The sequence below is a fragment of the Mycobacterium aquaticum genome (assembly GCF_002086485.1).
In the GTDB taxonomy this organism is placed as follows: domain Bacteria; phylum Actinomycetota; class Actinomycetes; order Mycobacteriales; family Mycobacteriaceae; genus Mycobacterium; species Mycobacterium aquaticum.
The window spans coordinates 16,119-34,146 of sequence record NZ_MVHF01000010.1 but is presented as its reverse complement, the minus strand read 5'-3'; the positions used below and the strand labels follow the sequence as shown (position 1 = coordinate 34,146).

General features: G+C 64.8%; 14 protein-coding genes. 1 reads left to right on the top strand and 13 read right to left on the bottom strand.

Translation table 11 applies throughout. The annotated features are described in order from the left end of the window. Window positions 1-310 precede the first annotated feature (310 nt). The 10 genes from BST13_RS40195 to rpsF form a co-directional block, all read right to left on the bottom strand. Window positions 311-433 carry a hypothetical protein gene (locus BST13_RS40195; RefSeq protein WP_281254743.1) on the bottom strand — a complete coding sequence of 41 codons (123 nt, stop codon included), beginning with the start codon at window positions 431-433 and terminating at the stop codon, window positions 311-313. Window positions 434-623: 190 nt separating this feature from the next. Then, the gene (locus BST13_RS12680) at window positions 624-3,242 is read right to left on the bottom strand and encodes a TniQ family protein (RefSeq protein WP_142282781.1); all 2,619 of its coding nucleotides are present in this window, start codon (window positions 3,240-3,242) and stop codon (window positions 624-626) included. After that, window positions 3,239-4,321 (bottom strand): AAA family ATPase, encoded by a 1,083-nt coding sequence (locus tag BST13_RS12675; protein ID WP_083164290.1) that lies wholly within the window; start codon window positions 4,319-4,321, stop codon window positions 3,239-3,241. Before BST13_RS12675 ends, BST13_RS12680 begins: the two co-directional genes overlap by 4 nt. Window positions 4,322-4,359: 38 nt before the next feature. Further along, complete coding sequence (locus BST13_RS12670) at window positions 4,360-6,510, bottom strand: Mu transposase C-terminal domain-containing protein (RefSeq protein ID WP_083164288.1); 2,151 nt, start codon at window positions 6,508-6,510, stop codon at window positions 4,360-4,362. Continuing rightward, a complete protein-coding gene (locus BST13_RS12665; RefSeq protein ID WP_245839548.1) occupies window positions 6,507-7,244 on the bottom strand; it encodes a TnsA-like heteromeric transposase endonuclease subunit in 738 nt (245 codons plus the stop codon). The genes BST13_RS12670 and BST13_RS12665 overlap by 4 nt, the downstream gene beginning before the upstream one ends. Window positions 7,245-7,383: 139 nt before the next feature. After that, entirely contained in the window at window positions 7,384-10,461 is a 3,078-nt protein-coding gene (locus tag BST13_RS12660) for a replicative DNA helicase (protein ID WP_170064282.1), read from the bottom strand. 491 nt (window positions 10,462-10,952) lie between these two features. Further along, complete coding sequence (gene rplI, locus BST13_RS12655) at window positions 10,953-11,408, bottom strand: 50S ribosomal protein L9 (RefSeq protein ID WP_083164284.1); 456 nt, start codon at window positions 11,406-11,408, stop codon at window positions 10,953-10,955. Between the two features lie 11 nt (window positions 11,409-11,419). Continuing rightward, on the bottom strand, window positions 11,420-11,677 hold the full coding sequence (gene rpsR, locus BST13_RS12650) for a 30S ribosomal protein S18 (RefSeq protein ID WP_018603057.1): 258 nt from the start codon (window positions 11,675-11,677) through the stop codon (window positions 11,420-11,422). Window positions 11,678-11,712: 35 nt separating this feature from the next. Then, window positions 11,713-12,234, bottom strand: coding sequence for a single-stranded DNA-binding protein (locus tag BST13_RS12645; protein WP_083164282.1), 522 nt, complete (start codon window positions 12,232-12,234; stop codon window positions 11,713-11,715). 71 nt (window positions 12,235-12,305) lie between these two features. Next, window positions 12,306-12,596, bottom strand: coding sequence for a 30S ribosomal protein S6 (gene rpsF, locus BST13_RS12640; RefSeq protein WP_029371044.1), 291 nt, complete (start codon window positions 12,594-12,596; stop codon window positions 12,306-12,308). Window positions 12,597-12,752: 156 nt separating this feature from the next. Here rpsF and BST13_RS12635 point away from each other — a divergent pair, with 156 nt between their 5' ends. Beyond that, complete coding sequence (locus BST13_RS12635; protein WP_245839546.1) at window positions 12,753-13,424, top strand: hypothetical protein; 672 nt, start codon at window positions 12,753-12,755, stop codon at window positions 13,422-13,424. On the opposite strand, the gene BST13_RS12630 is transcribed toward BST13_RS12635, so the two are convergent. From BST13_RS12630 to BST13_RS12620, 3 genes are read right to left on the bottom strand one after another with little or no spacing between them, the layout of a single operon-like run. Further along, window positions 13,415-15,052, bottom strand: a complete 1,638-nt coding sequence (locus tag BST13_RS12630; RefSeq protein ID WP_083164280.1) for a glycosyltransferase family 87 protein — start codon at window positions 15,050-15,052, stop codon at window positions 13,415-13,417. The two genes, BST13_RS12635 and BST13_RS12630, sit on opposite strands and share 10 nt — an antisense overlap. After that, a complete protein-coding gene (locus tag BST13_RS12625; RefSeq protein ID WP_170064281.1) occupies window positions 15,049-17,502 on the bottom strand; it encodes a transglycosylase domain-containing protein in 2,454 nt (817 codons plus the stop codon). Before BST13_RS12625 ends, BST13_RS12630 begins: the two co-directional genes overlap by 4 nt. After that, entirely contained in the window at window positions 17,495-17,926 is a 432-nt protein-coding gene (locus BST13_RS12620; protein ID WP_062828870.1) for a DUF5318 domain-containing protein, read from the bottom strand. Before BST13_RS12620 ends, BST13_RS12625 begins: the two co-directional genes overlap by 8 nt. Window positions 17,927-18,028 lie beyond the last annotated feature (102 nt).

Here is an 18,028-nt window from a genome sequence, read left to right as displayed (position 1 = left end):
AGGTCGAACGTTATGCCGCCGACTGGACTGGTCTCGGGGCGCAGCGCCGGGCCACGCTGGACCGCTGAAATGGTCCAGCTCGGCGCCGACGTGTGCCTTGCCTTCATAGGCGGCGACTCAGCTGGAGCCAGGTCAGGGCGCGCTGCAGGTCGCCGCCTGTTCGTAGTCAGCTGCTGGTGCGATATCCATCGAGCGGCTCGGAAGGTGCCCGCCTCCACAGGACCGCCATCCAACCGTCGTGAGCGCCTTCAGCCAGCACCGCCAGAACCTCGGCCAACGCGGGGATAGTCCCACCGCTCGGCGGGCATTGTCACGTCGGGTACACCTGGCCGACGTCGCCGGCTGGATTCGACTGGAAGGCAACGAGATTCGTCGCGGACCAACTGCGAAACTTGACAAGCAGCGGCGCGCCGACGGCCGCCGCCTCCATCATGGATCAACTCCTCCTCTTGACGCACCCCTAGTTGAGTCAGTCGCAGCGGAACCTTCGCGCCCCGGAGGTGCAAGTGTCGTTAACCAATCAGCCGACAACGGCCACCACTCAGCGCGTTCGTACTCGCTGAACCAGCAGTTCCGAGATCGTCGCCTGCTCGAGGAAGGACGCATCCGAGCAATCGACGCATCTACTGCTGATCCGCGGGTCGCCACGCTCGAATCGCTGCCAGCACGCGCGCTCCGGCGTCGGTGATTTCCATCGGCCGTCCCCGCTCGGCGCGGATAAGCAATGCCATGCCGAGTTCTTTTTCCACACGGTTGATCTGGCTGGTGAGTATGCCCTGGTGTAGGCCAAGAGATTTCGCAGCGACGGTCAACGTGGGGTGATTGGTCGCGGCCGCGAATCGCTGGAGCCGCTGCCACCCTCCAGATCCAGCTAGCGCCGGTCGGATCAGTTCGGGGGCATCGGTAGCCGTACCCTGTGCGGCCAGGGTGGCGCTGTGGCTTGCGGTGCCCCGTCCCCGCATCGGGATGTCGTGCTTCTTCGCCCAACGGGCCATATTGGCGGTGCTCATGCCCGCCTCGCGGGCTATGTCTGGAAGCGCACGGCGTTGTGTCACGTACTGGGCATAGAGCCAGTCACGGTCGACCAGCACCTGGGCCGTTCTGCATGGGTCGCGCAGCGGGAGGTCGTAGTCGTGGGCGAGCCGAGCGACAATCTGGCGGCTTACACCCACCATCGAGGCGATGTCCCGCAGTGAAATGCGTCGTTGCTCATAGAGATCGACTAGCCGTTCCCGCGGGAGCGCGATTTTGGCGGAGTAGTAGGCGCGGTTGTGGGGGGTACTGCCAGGCGGCGGGGCGGGCCGCGGAGCGGGATGTCGTTCGAGCAGGTACCGCACTGCGTCGAGCGTGATCTCCAACTGTTTGGCCGCGGTGCCCATGGCACCCACCCCTACCGTTGATATGCGGTGCAGGTCGCTGAGGTCCACCGCCTCGGGGTCAGATCCGGGTAACTCCAGCCCACATAGCAACTCCGTCGGCGGGTACCAGGTGGCCGGTTCCTGACCGATACCGTTGTCGGCTAAGAAGATGCCCGCGTAGTCGTCGAGTGCTCGCGCCAATTCTGGATTCAGATATTGGGGGAAGTCGGCGACGTGTGTCCGAAAGGGAGCCGTTGTGTTCCCCCACGGTGACACGCTGGCTGGCAGGCCGCTGAGCCGTTCGAACAAGAAGCACCGTGCGATCTTGGCGCGGGCCGACACTGGTCCCGGGGTGGCGGTATCTCGGCAGATCTGAGCCCAGACCTTGTCTGGCATCAGAGTGTTCCAGTCGAGACGCCGCCGTCGCTTGTAGTCGATTGGCACATGCTGGGCGGCAAGGTATTCGTCCATTCGAACCAGCGCGGCGCGAATGTTGGACCACGTCTCTTGCTGTTCAAGTAGCTGGAGCACGCGAGAGACCGCGTGGCCTTCGATGGGGCTCTCGATCAGGCGGGCCGCTGCATCGAGACTGAGCCGGCTGCCGACCAGTAGAAGGATGATCGACAGTGCCGGCCGAAGCTGCTGTTGGTGGCACCCCTGGATCGACAGGGGCAGCGACCACCCTGGCCACAGCATCGTCGGCAAGCGACGGGCCAATTGTGCGGTGTGGGACGTGCCCCGATGCGGATGTGTCGGCAGTGGTGAGCCGATGCGGTAGCGCACCTGATCGCTCGGGTTGAGCATCGGTCCGACTGCAGAGATCTGCGCCCCGGTGAGTATCGGGGAGATGCCCTTGCCCCATCCGATATTGGCCGGACAGACATTTAATCCGCGGTCGCGGGCAGTAGTGACCAGCCAGCGCAACTCATCGCCAGCAGCGGCAATATCCTTGCTACCCAGCGCTTTTAGCGCCACCACGACACCGACGGCGGCTGTGGCCGCTGTCGTGGGCGCAGCTAACCCCGGTTTCGTTACCGCACGGCGGGCGCCCGACCATGCGGGCGCTCTTTCTGGATTCAGGCGATAGGCATCGTGCAGATCGGCAGGGATGACAGACTCGAAGTCCGCGGGCGTCGCGTAGGCGAGGGTGCGGCCAGCGATGGCCCGGATGTCCGCGAGAACTTTGATCCGCGGCTGGGGCCAGGGCTCGTAGATACCGAAGGCTGGCACGTCGGTGTCGACGACGGTGTTAGCCAATTCCTGCGCACGTAGGACGACGTGATCAGCGTGGAAACAAACAACTGGTGCGTCAGCCAGATTGGCTCCACAACGTTGGGGAATGCGGCCGACAGCATCGGTTGCGGGGTGAGCGCAGCGTCCCGGCTGCGGTATAAGTTCGCTGACGTGCGGGCGTCGTCGTTGAACCGCACCGCATTGGGGGCAGGTGTCGGCAAGCAGGCAGCGGTGCCGCAGGCACGCGAAGGTCCAGCCCAGCCGCCATGCGAGTTGCCAGCGTCCGCCTGTCTCTGCCAAACACAGTGGGCAGAAGCGCGATCCGTTGCCCCGTCCCCAGGGAAATGCTCGGCTCAACGTCGCCGAATCTGGATTGACTCGGACGGCTCGTCCTGCGTAGTGGTCAATCGTCATCATGTCGAGTTGGGCCGCGGTGACTCCGCTTGCGAAGGCTATCGAGTCACGCTGATCAGGGGTGAGGTGCACGATCCAGCCGCTCGTACGTAGCCCCGGGCGAGGGGTCAGACCTGTCGCGGACAGCATGTCGCCAAACGCTGTGTGGGTGCGGTGGGCGTACGCTTCGAGCCACGAGTCCAAGGCCTCGCCGGCGATTGGCGCGACTCGGATGGGCAGCGTGCGCACGGTGTTCATCCGGCCTTTCGGCTCCTGTTCCACAACCGTTTGGCGGCAATCGCCGCCTCGAGTTCGGCGCGGGCTTTCTCCGACGCTTCGTCGTTCTTCACCTTGTCCATCAGGTCGCGGGTCAGGACTTCCGCGCCGGTTCGCACCGCGCGCTGGCAGCCGCGGTTGATCAGCGTCATGAGCGAACCGATATGTCCGGTGCTCCGGGCGAATAGGTAGTCGGCCAGATCGTTGGCGAGCATCCCTGGATGTTTGTCGGCAAGGACGATCCGCTGCTCCAGTGCCAGGAGGAGCTTGCGCCACTGGTCCCGGTCGGCATCGTCTTTGGCCAAGTATGGGAGCATATCGAGTTTCGTTGTGCGCCTTCCTGTTTGGGCGATCACCGCATCCTCGTACGAATGGCCTTCGGAGAACAGGCCGCGGGCTTGCAACCCCACGCCGATGAAAATGAGGGTGACGGGAAACTCGTTGGCGATGTACTTGAAGTGGTTACTGATCTCCACCCCAACGGTGTTGCGCCAACGCAGGAAATGTAGGTCATCAACGATCAGCAGCTTCGTTTCGCAGCTCAAGACGTTATCTAAAGCGCGGTGGGCGTATTCAGGCGCCTTGCCTCGCGACCCGCCGGGATGGGCGTAGAAGGCGAGCATGGCGCGGTTGAAATCCACCATGCCGGTATTTCCCGTCAGTCCGACCCGGCAGACCGGCCAGCGTTCGTTGCCCTGGTCCGTCTCGGTTCCTTGCTCCTTGCATTCGCGGCGGTGGAACTTCTTCGCGAAGTCCAGCACTGCCGTGGTCTTCCCCAGGCCGGGGAACGCGTCGATCGCCACCGCCCCCTTGGCCTTGTCGCCGTCTTGCAGGTTGCTGTCCACGATGTCCCACAAATCCTCATGCAAGTCAGCCAGCTGCGGTGTCCTGATCGGGCCGAGGTTGGCGTGCCATTCGCGGCGCTGCCGGTTGTAGTCCTCGTACGCGTCTTCGCCCAGCGCCTCAAGCTCTGTGCGGGTCAGCGCTTCTGGGGGTATCCGTGCCGGTGTATTCACGAACCGCTGCCAGCCTTCTTTACGGGCCAGTGTGAGGTTGTCCATGCGGACCTTTGGTTCTGGCTGTTGGCGCTTTTTGGCGGTCACGCGTCCTCCAGGGCATCGGCGTAGAAGTCGTTGGTGCAGTCGTCTAGTTCGTCCTCAGCGTCGTCATCACCGGTCTCGGGGTCAGGTTCGTCGATCGGCATGTCCGTGCCCTCGTCGGCGGGAGGATCGGCGGTGGCCAGCACACGCGCGACTGACGGCAGCGTGACGACCTCGTCCTGCGCGGCGCTCTGGTCGATCAGGGTGTCTTCGCGGGAGAGCCGCAACGCCATCCGCCGCTCGGCCAGCGTGGAGCCCAGCCCGAGGTTCCACCGCTCCAACAGATCTGCGACCGCAAGTCGATCGTCGGGGTGGGTGTACTTCTTGGCGGCGAGTTTGCGCCCGAATTTGTATGCGTCCTCGCTCATCGGCATCTTCATCAACGGTGCGTGCTCCCACATCAGCGTGTGCCACTTGCGGGTTTCCGGATCGCGGAAGTACGCGCGGGTAATGTCGTCTGGGTCGTAATGAATGGGCCAGCGCCCCTTGGCTTTTCCTCTGTAGGGGCTGGTCATGTAGCGGTAGGGGTTCAATGAGGGGCCGTTGTAGCGGCGAGTATCGAAGTCCACTCCGTAGTGCTGCACTTTACGGAACTCGGCTTTGAGGAACTCGTACGCCAGATCGGGATCACGCGGAGCCTCGATGTAGCCCGCGCGAGCGACGCCGTGTTCGAACATCTGCGCTGGCGACATGCGTAGCCCCGGCACATGCGGATCGACGAGGCTGTCGTGCGGTCGGCGGTGATACACCACTGCCACCCACTCACGGATGATTGCTTCCAACTCATCGAGGTAAAAGAACGCCTCCGACTCTGGGTCCAGCCCGCGGGAATGCACATCGGGGCCTTTGTATCCCGGCAAGGCTTGCAGCAGGTCCTCGCGGATGGTGCGGAAGAACCGCTCCACGGGTCCTTTATCCCGGCCCGTACGCAATCGCGCAGGCTGGATCGAAATGCCCATCCGCTGGCAGACACTCGTCAAGTGTTCGGAGATGTAGATCTTGCCGTGGTCGATCACGATGGTCTCGGGCACGATCGCCGGACCCGCCGCGCCGATGGCCGCTCCTTCGACCGCATCGACGTCGATCAGGACCGACCGTGGGACGCCATGCTCGGGCCACACCGCGTCAACTGGCCAGTCCTTGCCGGCAGGCCGAGGCCGATACGCCTGATACAACACCGACGCGGCATCCACCGATTTCGTCGACACCGGAGTCAATCTGATTCCGGTGACGCACCGGGTGTACCAGTCCATCCCGATCGTTAGTTCCGCCTGCACCCACCGCAATGTGAGCGGATCCAACGCGAAGACATCCAGCCGCGTGGTGTCCATCAGCAGGTACTCGCCCGGCCGGGTCGGGCGCAACTTTCCGTACACACCATCCGGACGATCAGCGATATCGCGGTTCCGTTTGGTGCTCAACCGAAAGGTCGGATGTCGCTTCTCCAACTGTTCAAGAACTCGATACGCCGTCGCGCGACTCGGCTCCTTAACGACATCTGAACCGAAGCGCCCGATTACTCTCGCGCATGTCCTGTCGATCACCATCGATCGCGACGGACGCGACTGCTCGGTGTGCTCGACCATGACCTCGAGGGCAATTTCGACCCATCGCTCATCGACAAGTCCCAACGGTTTCTGACGGCTTGTCGCACCTCGGGCCAACCCAGCCTCGCCATACTGACGGAAGTCGGCGACCCACTGCTTTATTGTGCGCAGGCTCACCTCAAGCTCAGTAGCTTTCGCCTCGTATCTCGCAGTCAGCGTCATCTGCGGGTCGTACAGCTGCCGTGGTTCACCGGGTGCAGCCAATTCGGCTGTCCCAGAACGGTATCCCGTTAGAACTTCGCGTATATGCGCAGCGCGTTCGGCCACCGCTGATCTCTCGGCATCGGACAGAGTCGACAGGACAACATCTGCATGATCTTCAGGATCGGTCGCCCTTATCCCCGGCGCCTCGGGGACGAGGCTCGCGCGAACGCTCGTCAGCAACTCCTGCAGCGCTACTCGCACCATTGCGCCCTGCCCGTGGCATGGTCGCAACACAGCCTCAGTGCCCAAGCTTCTCGCGTGCAGCTCAGCAATCTCAAGAAGTTCCCCATCGAATACAACACGGGTTCCAACGCCCACGCGCACCACGGAATTGGTCACTGTCTCGGCCCCTTCGTGATCATGGTCGATCCCGTGAATGGCTCATCGAGATCAACAGTGAGGTAGCGGTTCCAGATCAAGTGGAATACCGTGGCGCGCACCAACGCGGCTGCCACTCCAATGTCGACACTCAGTGCCTCACCCAAGGTGAGGCCGACGAGATCATCGAGGCGTATCCGTTCCACGAGTACACGTTCGAAATGCCTGGGATTGCGGAAGCCCGCAAGGAACCTAATATTGCCGAGTTCCACCGCCGGCGGCTCACTCCACACTTCGTAGCGCCAGCCACGACTCTCCACGAGCTTGCGCGACCATCCCAGGCTGAAGCGAACTTTGGGATCATCCAGCCGCGCAGCAGGTTTCACATCGACGATGACCGGCCCATCCGCATCGACGAGCAGAAAATCCGGGACATGCCGGCGTTCACGTCCTTCCACCGTCGCTTTTAGGAGAAACGGCTGCGGAACGATTCGGCGCACCGCGAAGTCGAAGTCGGCGTAGAGCAACCGCGCCAACTCCAGGCGAGATTCGTAGATGACATGGGCACACTCCGTCGCCGACCAATACGTGCCCGAATAGTGCTTTTGTCCGCGGTACCACCTAAAGGTGCGCCACGGTGCGGCGGTGCTGAGCAGATCAAGGGTCGCGAGGCCCCAGTCGGTCGATAACTCGGCCAGGGTCTGTTTGTTTCGAACGGAAACCGTCGCTTCGGCGGTCCGTCGAATGCCGGACACCCCTCGACGATCCCACCTCGACGGGCTCCCGCTCCGCAACCGCGTGCGGCGTGTCTCACGTTAATTGCACAAGTGCAGCGGTCGTGCAGTCAATCGTGAGAAAGTGCAGTCAAACTTGAGAACCTACACAACAGTCGTGCTACCTCGCCATGTTCGTAAACCGCGACAGATGCAGTTGGTGCGCAACGGTAATCGTCGCAGTCGGACCGTTGCGGTGCTTGCCGAGAATGATGTCGGCTTCGCCGCCGCGCGGGTCGTCACGGTCGAACGCGTCGGGACGATGCAGCAGCATGACCATGTCGGCATCCTGTTCGAGACTGTTATGTAGGCTAACTAAATTTGCGACGAAGTTGTGCGTTCCCGGCACGGTTCCGTCGTAGACGTCATGAGTACCAATACTTTTGATCTCCACGATCTTGTCCCAGAACACATCGTTAGTTGCAAGGTCGTGGAGCTCGCGATCGCCGAGCGCCGCCGCCACACGGTGCAAAGTCGGCCGGCCCGGATCATGCTTCCAGCGCCCCTCTGACACCGTGACATTCGCAGCAAGGTTTAGGTCACGGTTCGTCCACTGTCGCTCTTGCATCACCTTTCGCACGGTGTTCCACACCTCTCGCGGCACAGTATCGGAACCCGGCCTCCGCGTACGCTTTTCGAGTTCCTGCAGAACCTCACGCGCTTTCTCGCCGCGCGCACCATGCACTCCAACATGCGCGAGGAACCGCTTCTGATTTTCGGCCCGGTCTACGCACACATACCAGCAGTCCCGGTAGCCCGCTTTCTGTGCGCGCACAATACGTCCGTAGACACCGACCCGCAGCAGCAGCTGCGTCACATCGTCGGCCAGTTGCCGGCTCGTGGTGGCGTAGTAGATCCGCGCCTGCCCGACCTTGGCGTCCCACCGCACCGACCCATCGGTCGCCCAGAGGTGCTTGAGGAACAACGCCACCTGATCGTTCGGCAGCGCGAAAACCTCTTTGGGAACGAACTTCTCATAGCTGCGCTTGCCGAAGAGGCCGAGCTCGTCGAGCCAGGCGGCGATCGGATTGCGCTTGCCGTGCGTCAGCCGGTACGGCGCGGGTAGCCGCATCGTCGTCACGCGCGCGGCCGGGTACTCGTCGCGAATCGGAGTCACCCCGAAGTAGGCCGCCGAGATCTCCACCGCATCGAGGTTCGCCTTGTCGATGCTGGCGTAGCGGATCGGCTGGCGCTTGACGCACGAGCCGTCACCGATCATGTGCGCCAGCATCACGACCTCCGAGTCATGCATGCGTTCGGTCTGCACCGGTTCGGGGACATGGCGGGGTGTCGCCAACCGATCGCCGATGGCCAACTCACCCAACGGAACCCAGCCGTCGAGTGTCAGGAACGGATGGTTCGCGGTCGCCTCAACCTCGCGCCCGGAGGCCAGTCGAAGCTTGAAGACCTCTTTGTGACCGCTGTAGAACACGTTGGTCATCGGCCGCGCAACCATGCGCTTCTGCTCGTCGAGGGACCACACCAGCGGTCGCTCGCCGGTTGCCATCAACTCACCGAAGGTGACCTCAGCGCCGGTGTCGGCCCGCAGGATTCGCGTATTCGCCGTCAGGCAGCCCGACTCACGAAGGTCGGACACCTGCGGCCGCTTGTCGGTGCGCTGCTCGGGCCCACGGTTCAGCTGGCTGATCGCGACCACGGGGACGTCGAGTTCCTTGGCCATCAGCTTGAGGCTTCGGGAGAAGTCCGAAACTTCCTGCTGACGTGACTCGTACTTCTTGCCGGAGCTCATCAGCTGCATGTAGTCGACCACGACAAGCCGCAGATCGGCTTTTTGCGCGAGCCGTCGTCCCTTGGCCCGGATCTCCATCATGGTGAGGTTCGGCGAGTCATCGATGTAGAGCGGCGCCTCGCTGATCTCACTCATCCGGCGCGCCAGCCGCGTCCAGTCGTCGTCGCTCATGCGGCCCGAACGCATATCGCCGAGCTTGATCTTCGCTTCGGCCGAGAGCAGCCGCATGACGATCTCGGACTTGCTCATTTCCAGCGAGAAGATGACGCTGGCCATCCGGTGCTTGATGGAGCAGGACCGCATGAAATCCAGGCCGAGGGTGGAGTTGTGGGTAGGCACCATGGCCGGCCCGGCCAGGTAGAGATGCGCGGGATTGTCGACCTCCACGCAGCGCACCGGCACGCTCGGCAGGCGCCGCACGCCGACGATCTGGCAGACCGGCGTCAACACCGCGGCACCGCCGCCGGAGACCGGGGCGGCGATGGCGTGCAAGCCGGGCCGCAGCGCAGCCGTCGTCCGAATCCCCTCTCCCGTCGGCCACTGGTGCTGCGCGTCGGCGACGATCACTGTGCCGTCGGAGAATTCAACCTCGTAGCACGGACGACCCAGCAGCACGTCAGTCGCAGCCAGCACCTGCGTGGGCTCACCGTCGGCGCCCAGCAGAAGATCCCCGGCCGCGACGTCGCCCATCGTGGTCCACCCGTTGGGGGTCGGCAGCGGGGTGTCGAGCGCGAGTGCTTTCCCCACACCGGGACGCGCGGCGATGATGATCATCTGCCCGGCGTGCAGGCCATTGGTGATCTCGTCGAGTTCGGTGAACCCCGTCGGCACACCACGCGAGATGCCGCCCTGGGACGCGATCGCGTCGATCTCGTCCATGGTGGGCTGCAGCAGGTCTTCCAGTGGGACGAAGTCCTCAGACGCGCGCCGCTCGGTCACGTCGTAGATCTCGGCCTGCGCTCGGTCGACCACATCGGTCACGTCGGCGCCGTCGGCGCCCGCGTAGCCGTACTGCACCACGCGCGTCCCGGCTTCCACCAGACGGCGCAGCAGGGCCTTCTCGGCCACGATGCCTGCGTAGAAACCGGCATTGGCGGCGGTGGGCACCGTGGAGATCAGGGTGTGCAGATACGGGGCTCCACCGATGCGGCGCAGCAGACCGCGCCGGTCGAGCTCGGCCGCCACGGTGACCGCGTCGGCGGGCTCACCGCGGCCGTAGAGGTCCAGAATCGCGTCATAGACGTTCTGGTGGGCCGGGCGGTAGAAGTCGCCGGGCCGCAGCCGCTCCAGCACGTCGGCGATGGCGTCCTTGGAGAGCAGCATGCCACCCAGCACCGACTGCTCGGCTGCCATGTCCTGCGGGGGCTGGCGGCCGAAGTCCTCGCTCGGCGGTGCGCCGTCCATATCCGGAGGCCCATCTGGATGCCCCAGATCGTCGACGACAGCCACGGACTCCCACCCCCTCCGAGCCAAGCTCGAACGTCTATTCGAAACGGTACTGCGACTGTAAAACAGGGTTCCGACAAAACCGTGGAACGCCTCGCGGCAGCTTACGGTAGACGTTGCTGGCGACCCCGGAAACCCGGCCTGTTAACGAACCTGTGGATGGTGTGGGGATATCTGTGGGTAGCGATGTTGACTCATTGGGGAGAACCTGTGGATTACTGCCGAGTCAGGTTGCATAGGTGCAGTTCAGGCCGCTACCCGTCCGGTTCACAACTGTGGATGGCAATTGTCACGGCGTGTCGCGACGGGTTGCCACCTCGGGCGTGTTGTGTTGCACACAAGGGCCGGGGAGGTTAACGCCGGGTTAGATTCGCTGTCCAGCGTTTCGCTCATTATGTTCGCGGTAGACACAGCAACGCCCGGGTTGGATCCGATGACGGGCCCGACCCGGGCGTTTTGACGCTGTCGTTAGACCTCGGCCACTTGGGTGGCTGTTATCCCGCCACCACGTTCAGCGAGACCGTGGCTTCGACGCCGGTGTGCAGCCGAACCGTCACCGGGTGGGTGCCGACCGACTTGATGTGCGCCTTGGGCAGCTGGACGGTGCGCTTGTCCAGGTTCGGCCCGCCGGCCTTCTTGATCACTGCGACGACGTCGGCCGCGGTGACCGAGCCGAACAGCTTGCCGGTGTCGGCGGCGGCGTGAACGGGCAGCGACACCTCGCCCAGACCCTCGAGCGCGGTCTTGAGCTCGTTGGCGTGCTCAACACCCCGCACGGCCTTGGTCTCGCGGGCCCGGCGGATCTCTTCGGCCTGGCGCTCGGCACCACGGGAGGCCACGATGGCCAGCCCGCGGGGCAGCAGGTAGTTGCGGCCGTAGCCGTCCTTGACCTCGACGGCGTCGCCGGCGCCGCCCAGATGCTCCACCTCAGCGGTGAGAATCAGCTTCATGATGTTCCCCTCTACCGCGTCGACGAGCTGAACGGCAGCAGAGCCACCTCGCGGGCGTTCTTCACGGCGACAGCGATGTCGCGCTGGTGCTGGACACAGTTGCCGGTCACGCGGCGGGCGCGGATCTTGCCACGCTCGCTGATGTAGGTGCGCAGCAGCGCAGTGTCCTTGTAGTCGATGTTCTGCCCCTTCTTCGAGCAGAACACGCACTTGCGGGTCTTGACCGGCTTCTCCGGTGCCGGCCGCCGCTTGGTATTCGACTTGGCCATTGGTTATCTCTTCCTTGCAAAAATTTCGATGTTGATCAGAAGGGCGGTTCGTCGTCAGCCCCACTGAAGGAGCCCGACGCGGGCGCGCTGCCCCAGGGATCGTCTTTCGGCTCGGACTGACGGGAGCCTCCCCCGCCGCCACTGAAGCCGCCGCCACCGCCACCCCCGAAGCCGCCACCACCACCGCCGCTGCGGCTGGCCTTGTTGACCTTGGCCGTGGCGTAGCGCAGGGACGGGCCGATCTCGTCGACCTCGAGCTCCACGACGGTGCGCTTCTCGCCCTCACGGGTCTCGAAGGAGCGCTGCTTCAGCCGGCCCTGAACGATCACCCGCGAACCGCGGGTGAGGCTCTCGGCCACGTTCTCGGCCGCCTCACGCCAGATGTTGCAGCGCAGGAACAGCGCCTCGCCGTCTTTCCATTCATTGGTCTGACGGTCGAACGTGCGCGGTGTCGACGCAACGGTGAAGTTGGCGACGGCCGCACCGGACGGCGTGAAACGCAGCTCCGGGTCGGCGGTCAGGTTTCCGATAACGGTGATGGTGGTGTCACCAGCCACGAGATCCTCCTGAGGATGGGCTTGTTTCGCGCGAGCCTACGCAACGCGAATGACAGCCTGGGGCGGTTCGCCTAGTGCTTGTCGGTCCGCAGCACCTTGGTCCGCAGCACGGACTCGTTCAGGTTGAGCTGACGATCGAGCTCGGACACGGTGGCCGGCTCGGCCTTGACATCGACGACGGCGTAGATGCCCTCGGCATGCTTGGCGATCTCGTACGCCAGCCGGCGACGGCCCCAGATGTCAACCTTGTCGACAGAGCCGCCATCCTTGCGGACGACGTTCAGGAACGTCTCCAGCGAGGGAGCTACGGTGCGCTCGTCAAGTGTGGGGTCGAGAATGACCATGATTTCGTATGGACGCATTAGAACCTCATCACCTCCTATGGTCGTTTCGGCCACGGCGGATTCCGTGGCAGGAGGGTCGCCTGCGTCGGCAACCGGCCCAGGCTACCCGAAATGCGCCTGAGCTGTGAAATCGCTATAAGGTGAGGTCGTCATTCTTCGAGGATCGGGGGATCTGTGAGCTATCCCAACGGGCCCTACGGTCAGGGGTTTCCCGGGCAGCAGCCGGGCTACCCGCAGCAACCCGGATATCCGCAGCAGCCGGGCTATCCACCGCCGGGCTACCCGCAACAACCGGGTTTCCCGCAACAGCCCGGGTTTCCCGGCGGATACCAACCATCCGGGATGCCGCCCATGGCGCCTGCGTCGCCGAGTGGTGGCACGGGCATCACCGCGGGCGTCCTGGCCGGGCTCGGCGCACTGGCGAACCTCGGAGCCGGGATCTTCGGGTTGATCGGCCTTGCCGCGATCAACAGCGACTCGACCTTGGGAAGTTCGGAGCTCTCCGGCGGCGTGTCCGCCCTGCTGGTCGTCACGGTGCTGATCAGCGTCGTGGTCGGGATCGTGCTGCTGGCCGGAGCCATTACGTTGTTGCAGCGCAAGATGATCGGCCGCTGGCTAGTGGTCGCGGGATGCGCAATGACCATCGTGGGCAGCCTGATCAGTCTCGGCCTGAGTGCAGCCGTGACGGCGCGCTACGGCTACTACGGCGGCGGCGGTTTTGCCGTGCTCGGTCTGATCTTCCCGGTGGCGACACTGGTGCTCGCCCTGCTGCCTGCCACCACCGCATGGATCCAGGCGAAGCCCAATCCACTGGCACCGCAGCCATATTCGCCGTTTCAGGGCTGAGCTGACGCGCTCTCGACGGGTTGCGGTTCGGGCGCCGGTTCCACGCGCACCCGGTCGCGGTCGGGCCGCAGCCAGTCGGGCAACCAGCGCGGCGGGTTGTCGGGAGCACCGTCGAACACCCCACCGGTCGGATCATCGATGCGGCCGCCGTGGCGCACGAGGTCGAGTTCCGGCCGGTAGATCTGGCGGATCACCAACGCGCACAGTCCCATCACGGCGATGTCGCGAAGAAGTACCGTCGTGGTGAACCACTGCTCCGGCAGCCCACGGTTGGCCTCCCCGTACAGATAGAGCATCCGCGGGACCCAGACCAATGCGTCAATCGTCATCCAGGCCAAGAGGATTCGGCGGTGCGGCAGGGCAAGGACGGCGAGCGGCACCAGCCACAACGAGAACTGTGGACTCCACACCTTGTTGGTCAACAGGAATGCCGTCACCACCAGGAACGCCAACTGCGCCACTCGCGGCCGCTGCGGCGCGGTGAGCGCGATATAGCCGATCACGATCAGGCACGCCGCGAACAACACCGCGGTGACCGCGTTGGTCACCGTCGGTGGTTGCCAGAACCCGAGATTCGGGTCGAACCCACGCCACCCGGTGAACGACTTCACCACGTTGTACAGCGAGTCCATGTCGTCACCGCGCCGGGTGTTGAGCCGGAAGAACTCCGACCACCCCCGCGGGAACATCACCATGATGGGCAGGTTCACCACCACCCAGGTGCCGACCGCGGCCAGCGCGGTCGTGCCGACCTGCCGCATCCGCCCGGTGCGCACCGCCAGCATGGCCAGCGGCAGCAGCAACAGCAGCGGATAGAGCTTGGCCGCCACTCCCAGCCCGATCAGAACACCGGCCAGTGCGGGTTTGCGGCGGGCCCACGCGAGCATCGCGCCAGCCGCCGCGGCGGTCGCCAAAGCGTCGAAATTGGTGAAGATCTGAAAGATCAAAATCGGAGAGCCCGCGACCAGCGCGGCATCCCAGATGCGTCGACCCGCCTGTCGCGCGGTCGCCCAGATGGTGGTGAGCCAGGCCAGCGCCAGCCCGAACGCGGCGATGTTGAAGAACATCACCACCTCGGCGATCACCGGGAGCGCAATCACCGTCGTGGCAGCCGTGTACGTCTTGGCCAGCGCCATCGACACGTACTGGTAGATGCCGGTGAGCACCGGATACTCCATGTAGCGCACGGCCGGCTCGCCGTCGTACTGCATGCGCTGCTTACCCGTCGAGTCGTTCTCCTGCCAGCTCGACTTGTACGGGAACTTGCCGAGGTTCAACAGCTCTGCGGTGTAGAGCGGCACGGTGTCGGAGTAGCAGAGCTCGTAGTACGCCCGGTTGTTCTGCCAGTTGGCGACGCGTTGGCCTGCGGTGCCCGAGCCGGTGGTCTGCAGGCACGCGGCCTTGGTCGAATAGCCCAGCGCGAGGAACACCATCGCGATGATGAACATCACGCGCAGCGGCGTCATGAACCGCGCCCGCCCGATCACCGCATGCCGGCCGACCGGACCACCGAATGGATACGACAACGCCCGGCTCAGGACGTCGTTGCGGCTGGGCAGGTCGCGATCATCCGCCTCACGGGTGTCCCCCGCGAGCGGCGCCGGTGAAGCCAATTCCCGTTCCGTCACGGAGGCGGCATGGGCGCGCCGGGACCGCCGGGGACAACCGGTTCAGCCGGCTGTGCCGGTGCGATCGGCTGCGCCGGTGCGATCGGCACGGTCGTCGGGGGGCCGACCGGGATCGTGATGCCCGGCGCCACTTCGATGGTCGGCTGGATGACGGTCTCCGACGGCATCGTCGGATTGGGCACCATCGGTCCGTTCTGTCCCGGCGGCGGGGCTGCGGGCGCCTGCGGCACACCGGCATAGCCGCCGATCTCCGTCGGCTTCGGGAAGGACTCGTTGTCGGTGCCCTGCAGGGCGCCGTCCATGGTCGACTTCCAGATGTCCGACGGCAGACCGGAACCGTAGACGGGCGAACCCCACTGATTCACCAGCGGTTTGACGCCTTCGGTGGTGCCGACCCAGACCGCCGTCGACAGCGACGGCGTATAGCCGACCATCCATGCGTCGCGGTTGGCTCCGGAGTCGCCGAGCTGGACGGTGCCCGTCTTGGCTGCCGACGATCGTCCACCCGCGAGGTTGTGCCCGCGCGACCATCCGGCGATCGGCTGCATCGCCGAGGTGACGTTGTCGGCGACGGCCTTGTCGATGCGCTGTTCACCGTTGTCCTGCGCCGATGCGTCGAACAGCACCTGGCCCGAGGAGTTCACGACCTTCTGCACGAAGTGCGGCTTGTGATACACGCCCGACGCAGCCAGCGTGGCGTACGCCGAGGCCATGTCGAGCACCCGGGACTGGTACTGACCCAACACGACGCCGTTGTTCGGCGGGCCGCCCTTGCCGTCCTCGGACAGCGTGTGCTCGACCCCGGGGAAGCTCTCGGCGACACCCGCATCGTGGGCGGCCTTGGCGACATCTTCCGGCCCGTTCTTGAGCTTGAGCATCAGCCGGTAGTAGCTGGTGTTGAGCGAGCGCTTGAGCGCCTCGGCGATGGAGCAGACTCCACAGCCCTCGCCCTCGACGTTGGTGATCTTGATGCCGTTGACGGTCACCGGCGAGCTGTCCACCTGGTAACCCAAGCCGATGCCCTGCTGCAGCGCGGCGACCAGCGCGAACACCTTGAAGGACGACCCGGTCGGCAAGCCGGCCTGGGCGAAGTCGAACCCGTTGGCGTCGGAACCGCCGTAGTACGCCTTGATGGCGCCGTCATGCGGGTCGACCGACACCACCGCGGCCCGCATGTCCGCATCCTGGCCGTCCATGTACTTGGTGACGGCCTTCTCGGCGGCCTGCTGCGCCTGGGGGTCGATCGTGGTGGTGATCTGCAGGCCCTCGGTGTTCAGCGTCTGCTCGCTGACGTCGAAGAGCCCCATCAGCTCCTTCATGACCTGCCGTTCGATCAGACCGTTGGGACCGGTGGTCTGATTCTGCTGCGTGGCCTGGTCACGCGACACCGTCGGCGGGAACACCTGCTTGGCCCGGTCGCCGGCAGACAACGCACCCATGTCGACCATGCCGTCGAGCACCCAGTTCCACCGCTCGGCGGCGCCCTCGGGATCGACCGCGGGATCCAGGGTCGACGGCCGCTGGATCAGGGCCGCGAGCAGCGCGCCCTCGGCCACGTCGAGTTGTTCGACGGGCTTGTTGAAGTACGCCTTGGACGCCGCGGAGATCCCGTAGGCGCCGCGACCGAAATAGATCATGTTCAGATACGCCTGCATCACGGCGTCCTTGGACCATTCGCTGGACATCTTCGTCGAGATGACCAGCTCCTTGGCCTTGCGCACGAGACCGCCCAACCCGGAGCGCTCGTCACCCACCAGCGCGTTCTTCACGTACTGCTGCGTGATGGTCGAGCCGCCCTGCAGTTCGCCGCCGAACAGGTTGTTCTTGATGGCACGCAGGAAGCCCGTGAACGAAAACCCGGGGTTGGTGTAGAAGTCGCGATCCTCGGCGGCCATCACCGCGTTGCGGACGTGCACCGGGATCTGATCGATGTTGACGTCGACGCGGTTGCCCTCGGGTGGCACGATCTTGGCGATCTCCGAGCCGTCGCTGGCCAGGATGGTCGACACCTGGTTGGTACGGATGTCCCCCGGCTGCGGGACGTCGACGATCATGTACGCCATACCGAAGGTGACCAGCGGCAGCAGCACCATCACGGCCACGGCCGCGACGAGCCCGCGCCGCACCCACTTCCAGTTGATGCGGAACTGCTTGCCCGGTGCCGGCGGCCCCGACGGGGGCTCGGACGGTCCGCCCGGACCGCGTCCGCCCGGTGGCGGGGGCGGAGGAGGCGGCGACTTCGGTGGCGGTGTGCGGTCCATGGCCGCCCGCACGACCTCGATCGGGGCAGGCCCGCCTTCGCGGACCGGGGGCAGCACAGTCGTCAGCCGGTCATCCGGCGGCACCGCCGAGCGCGGACGATGGGCGCCCCGGGGTGCGCGTGCGCCAAGACGGCCAGCCGCGTTCTGGACGTCGTCGGCTGACCGGTGCTGGCCCTCTTCGCTATTCACTGGCCGTACGCGCGGGCTTGCGCGTGGTGGGAGTTCGTCGTGGCTTGCGCGCCGCCGGAGGACGGGGCGTACCGAGCACATACGACTTGACCAGATGGTTCCAACTGCAGGTCCGGCATACCTCCACCACATGTACTGCGAATTCGTCGTAGCGCGTCGCCAGAAGGACCAGCTCCTCTGCCGTGCGCGCCGAACCCGACACCGGGCCCAGATGTTCTCCGAATACCCACGACACCAGCGTCAGCTGTTCCTTACGGCAGATCGGGCACATCACCGAACTGGTTTTTCCGTGGAACTTCGCGGCGCGCAGCAGGTACGGATTGGCGTCGCAGACCTCGGAGACGCCGGTGCGCCCCGAGTAGACCTCAGCCAGCAGGGACCGCCGCCGAAGCGCGTAATCCACCACCTGTCTCTGCAATCGCACGTTGACCAGAGTACGTCGGCCCTCACACCGCCGAGGCGCGACCGTGGTTGCAGCTCCTACGATCATCGGCGTGGCAACAAGGCAATCCTCCCCGCGAAGCGC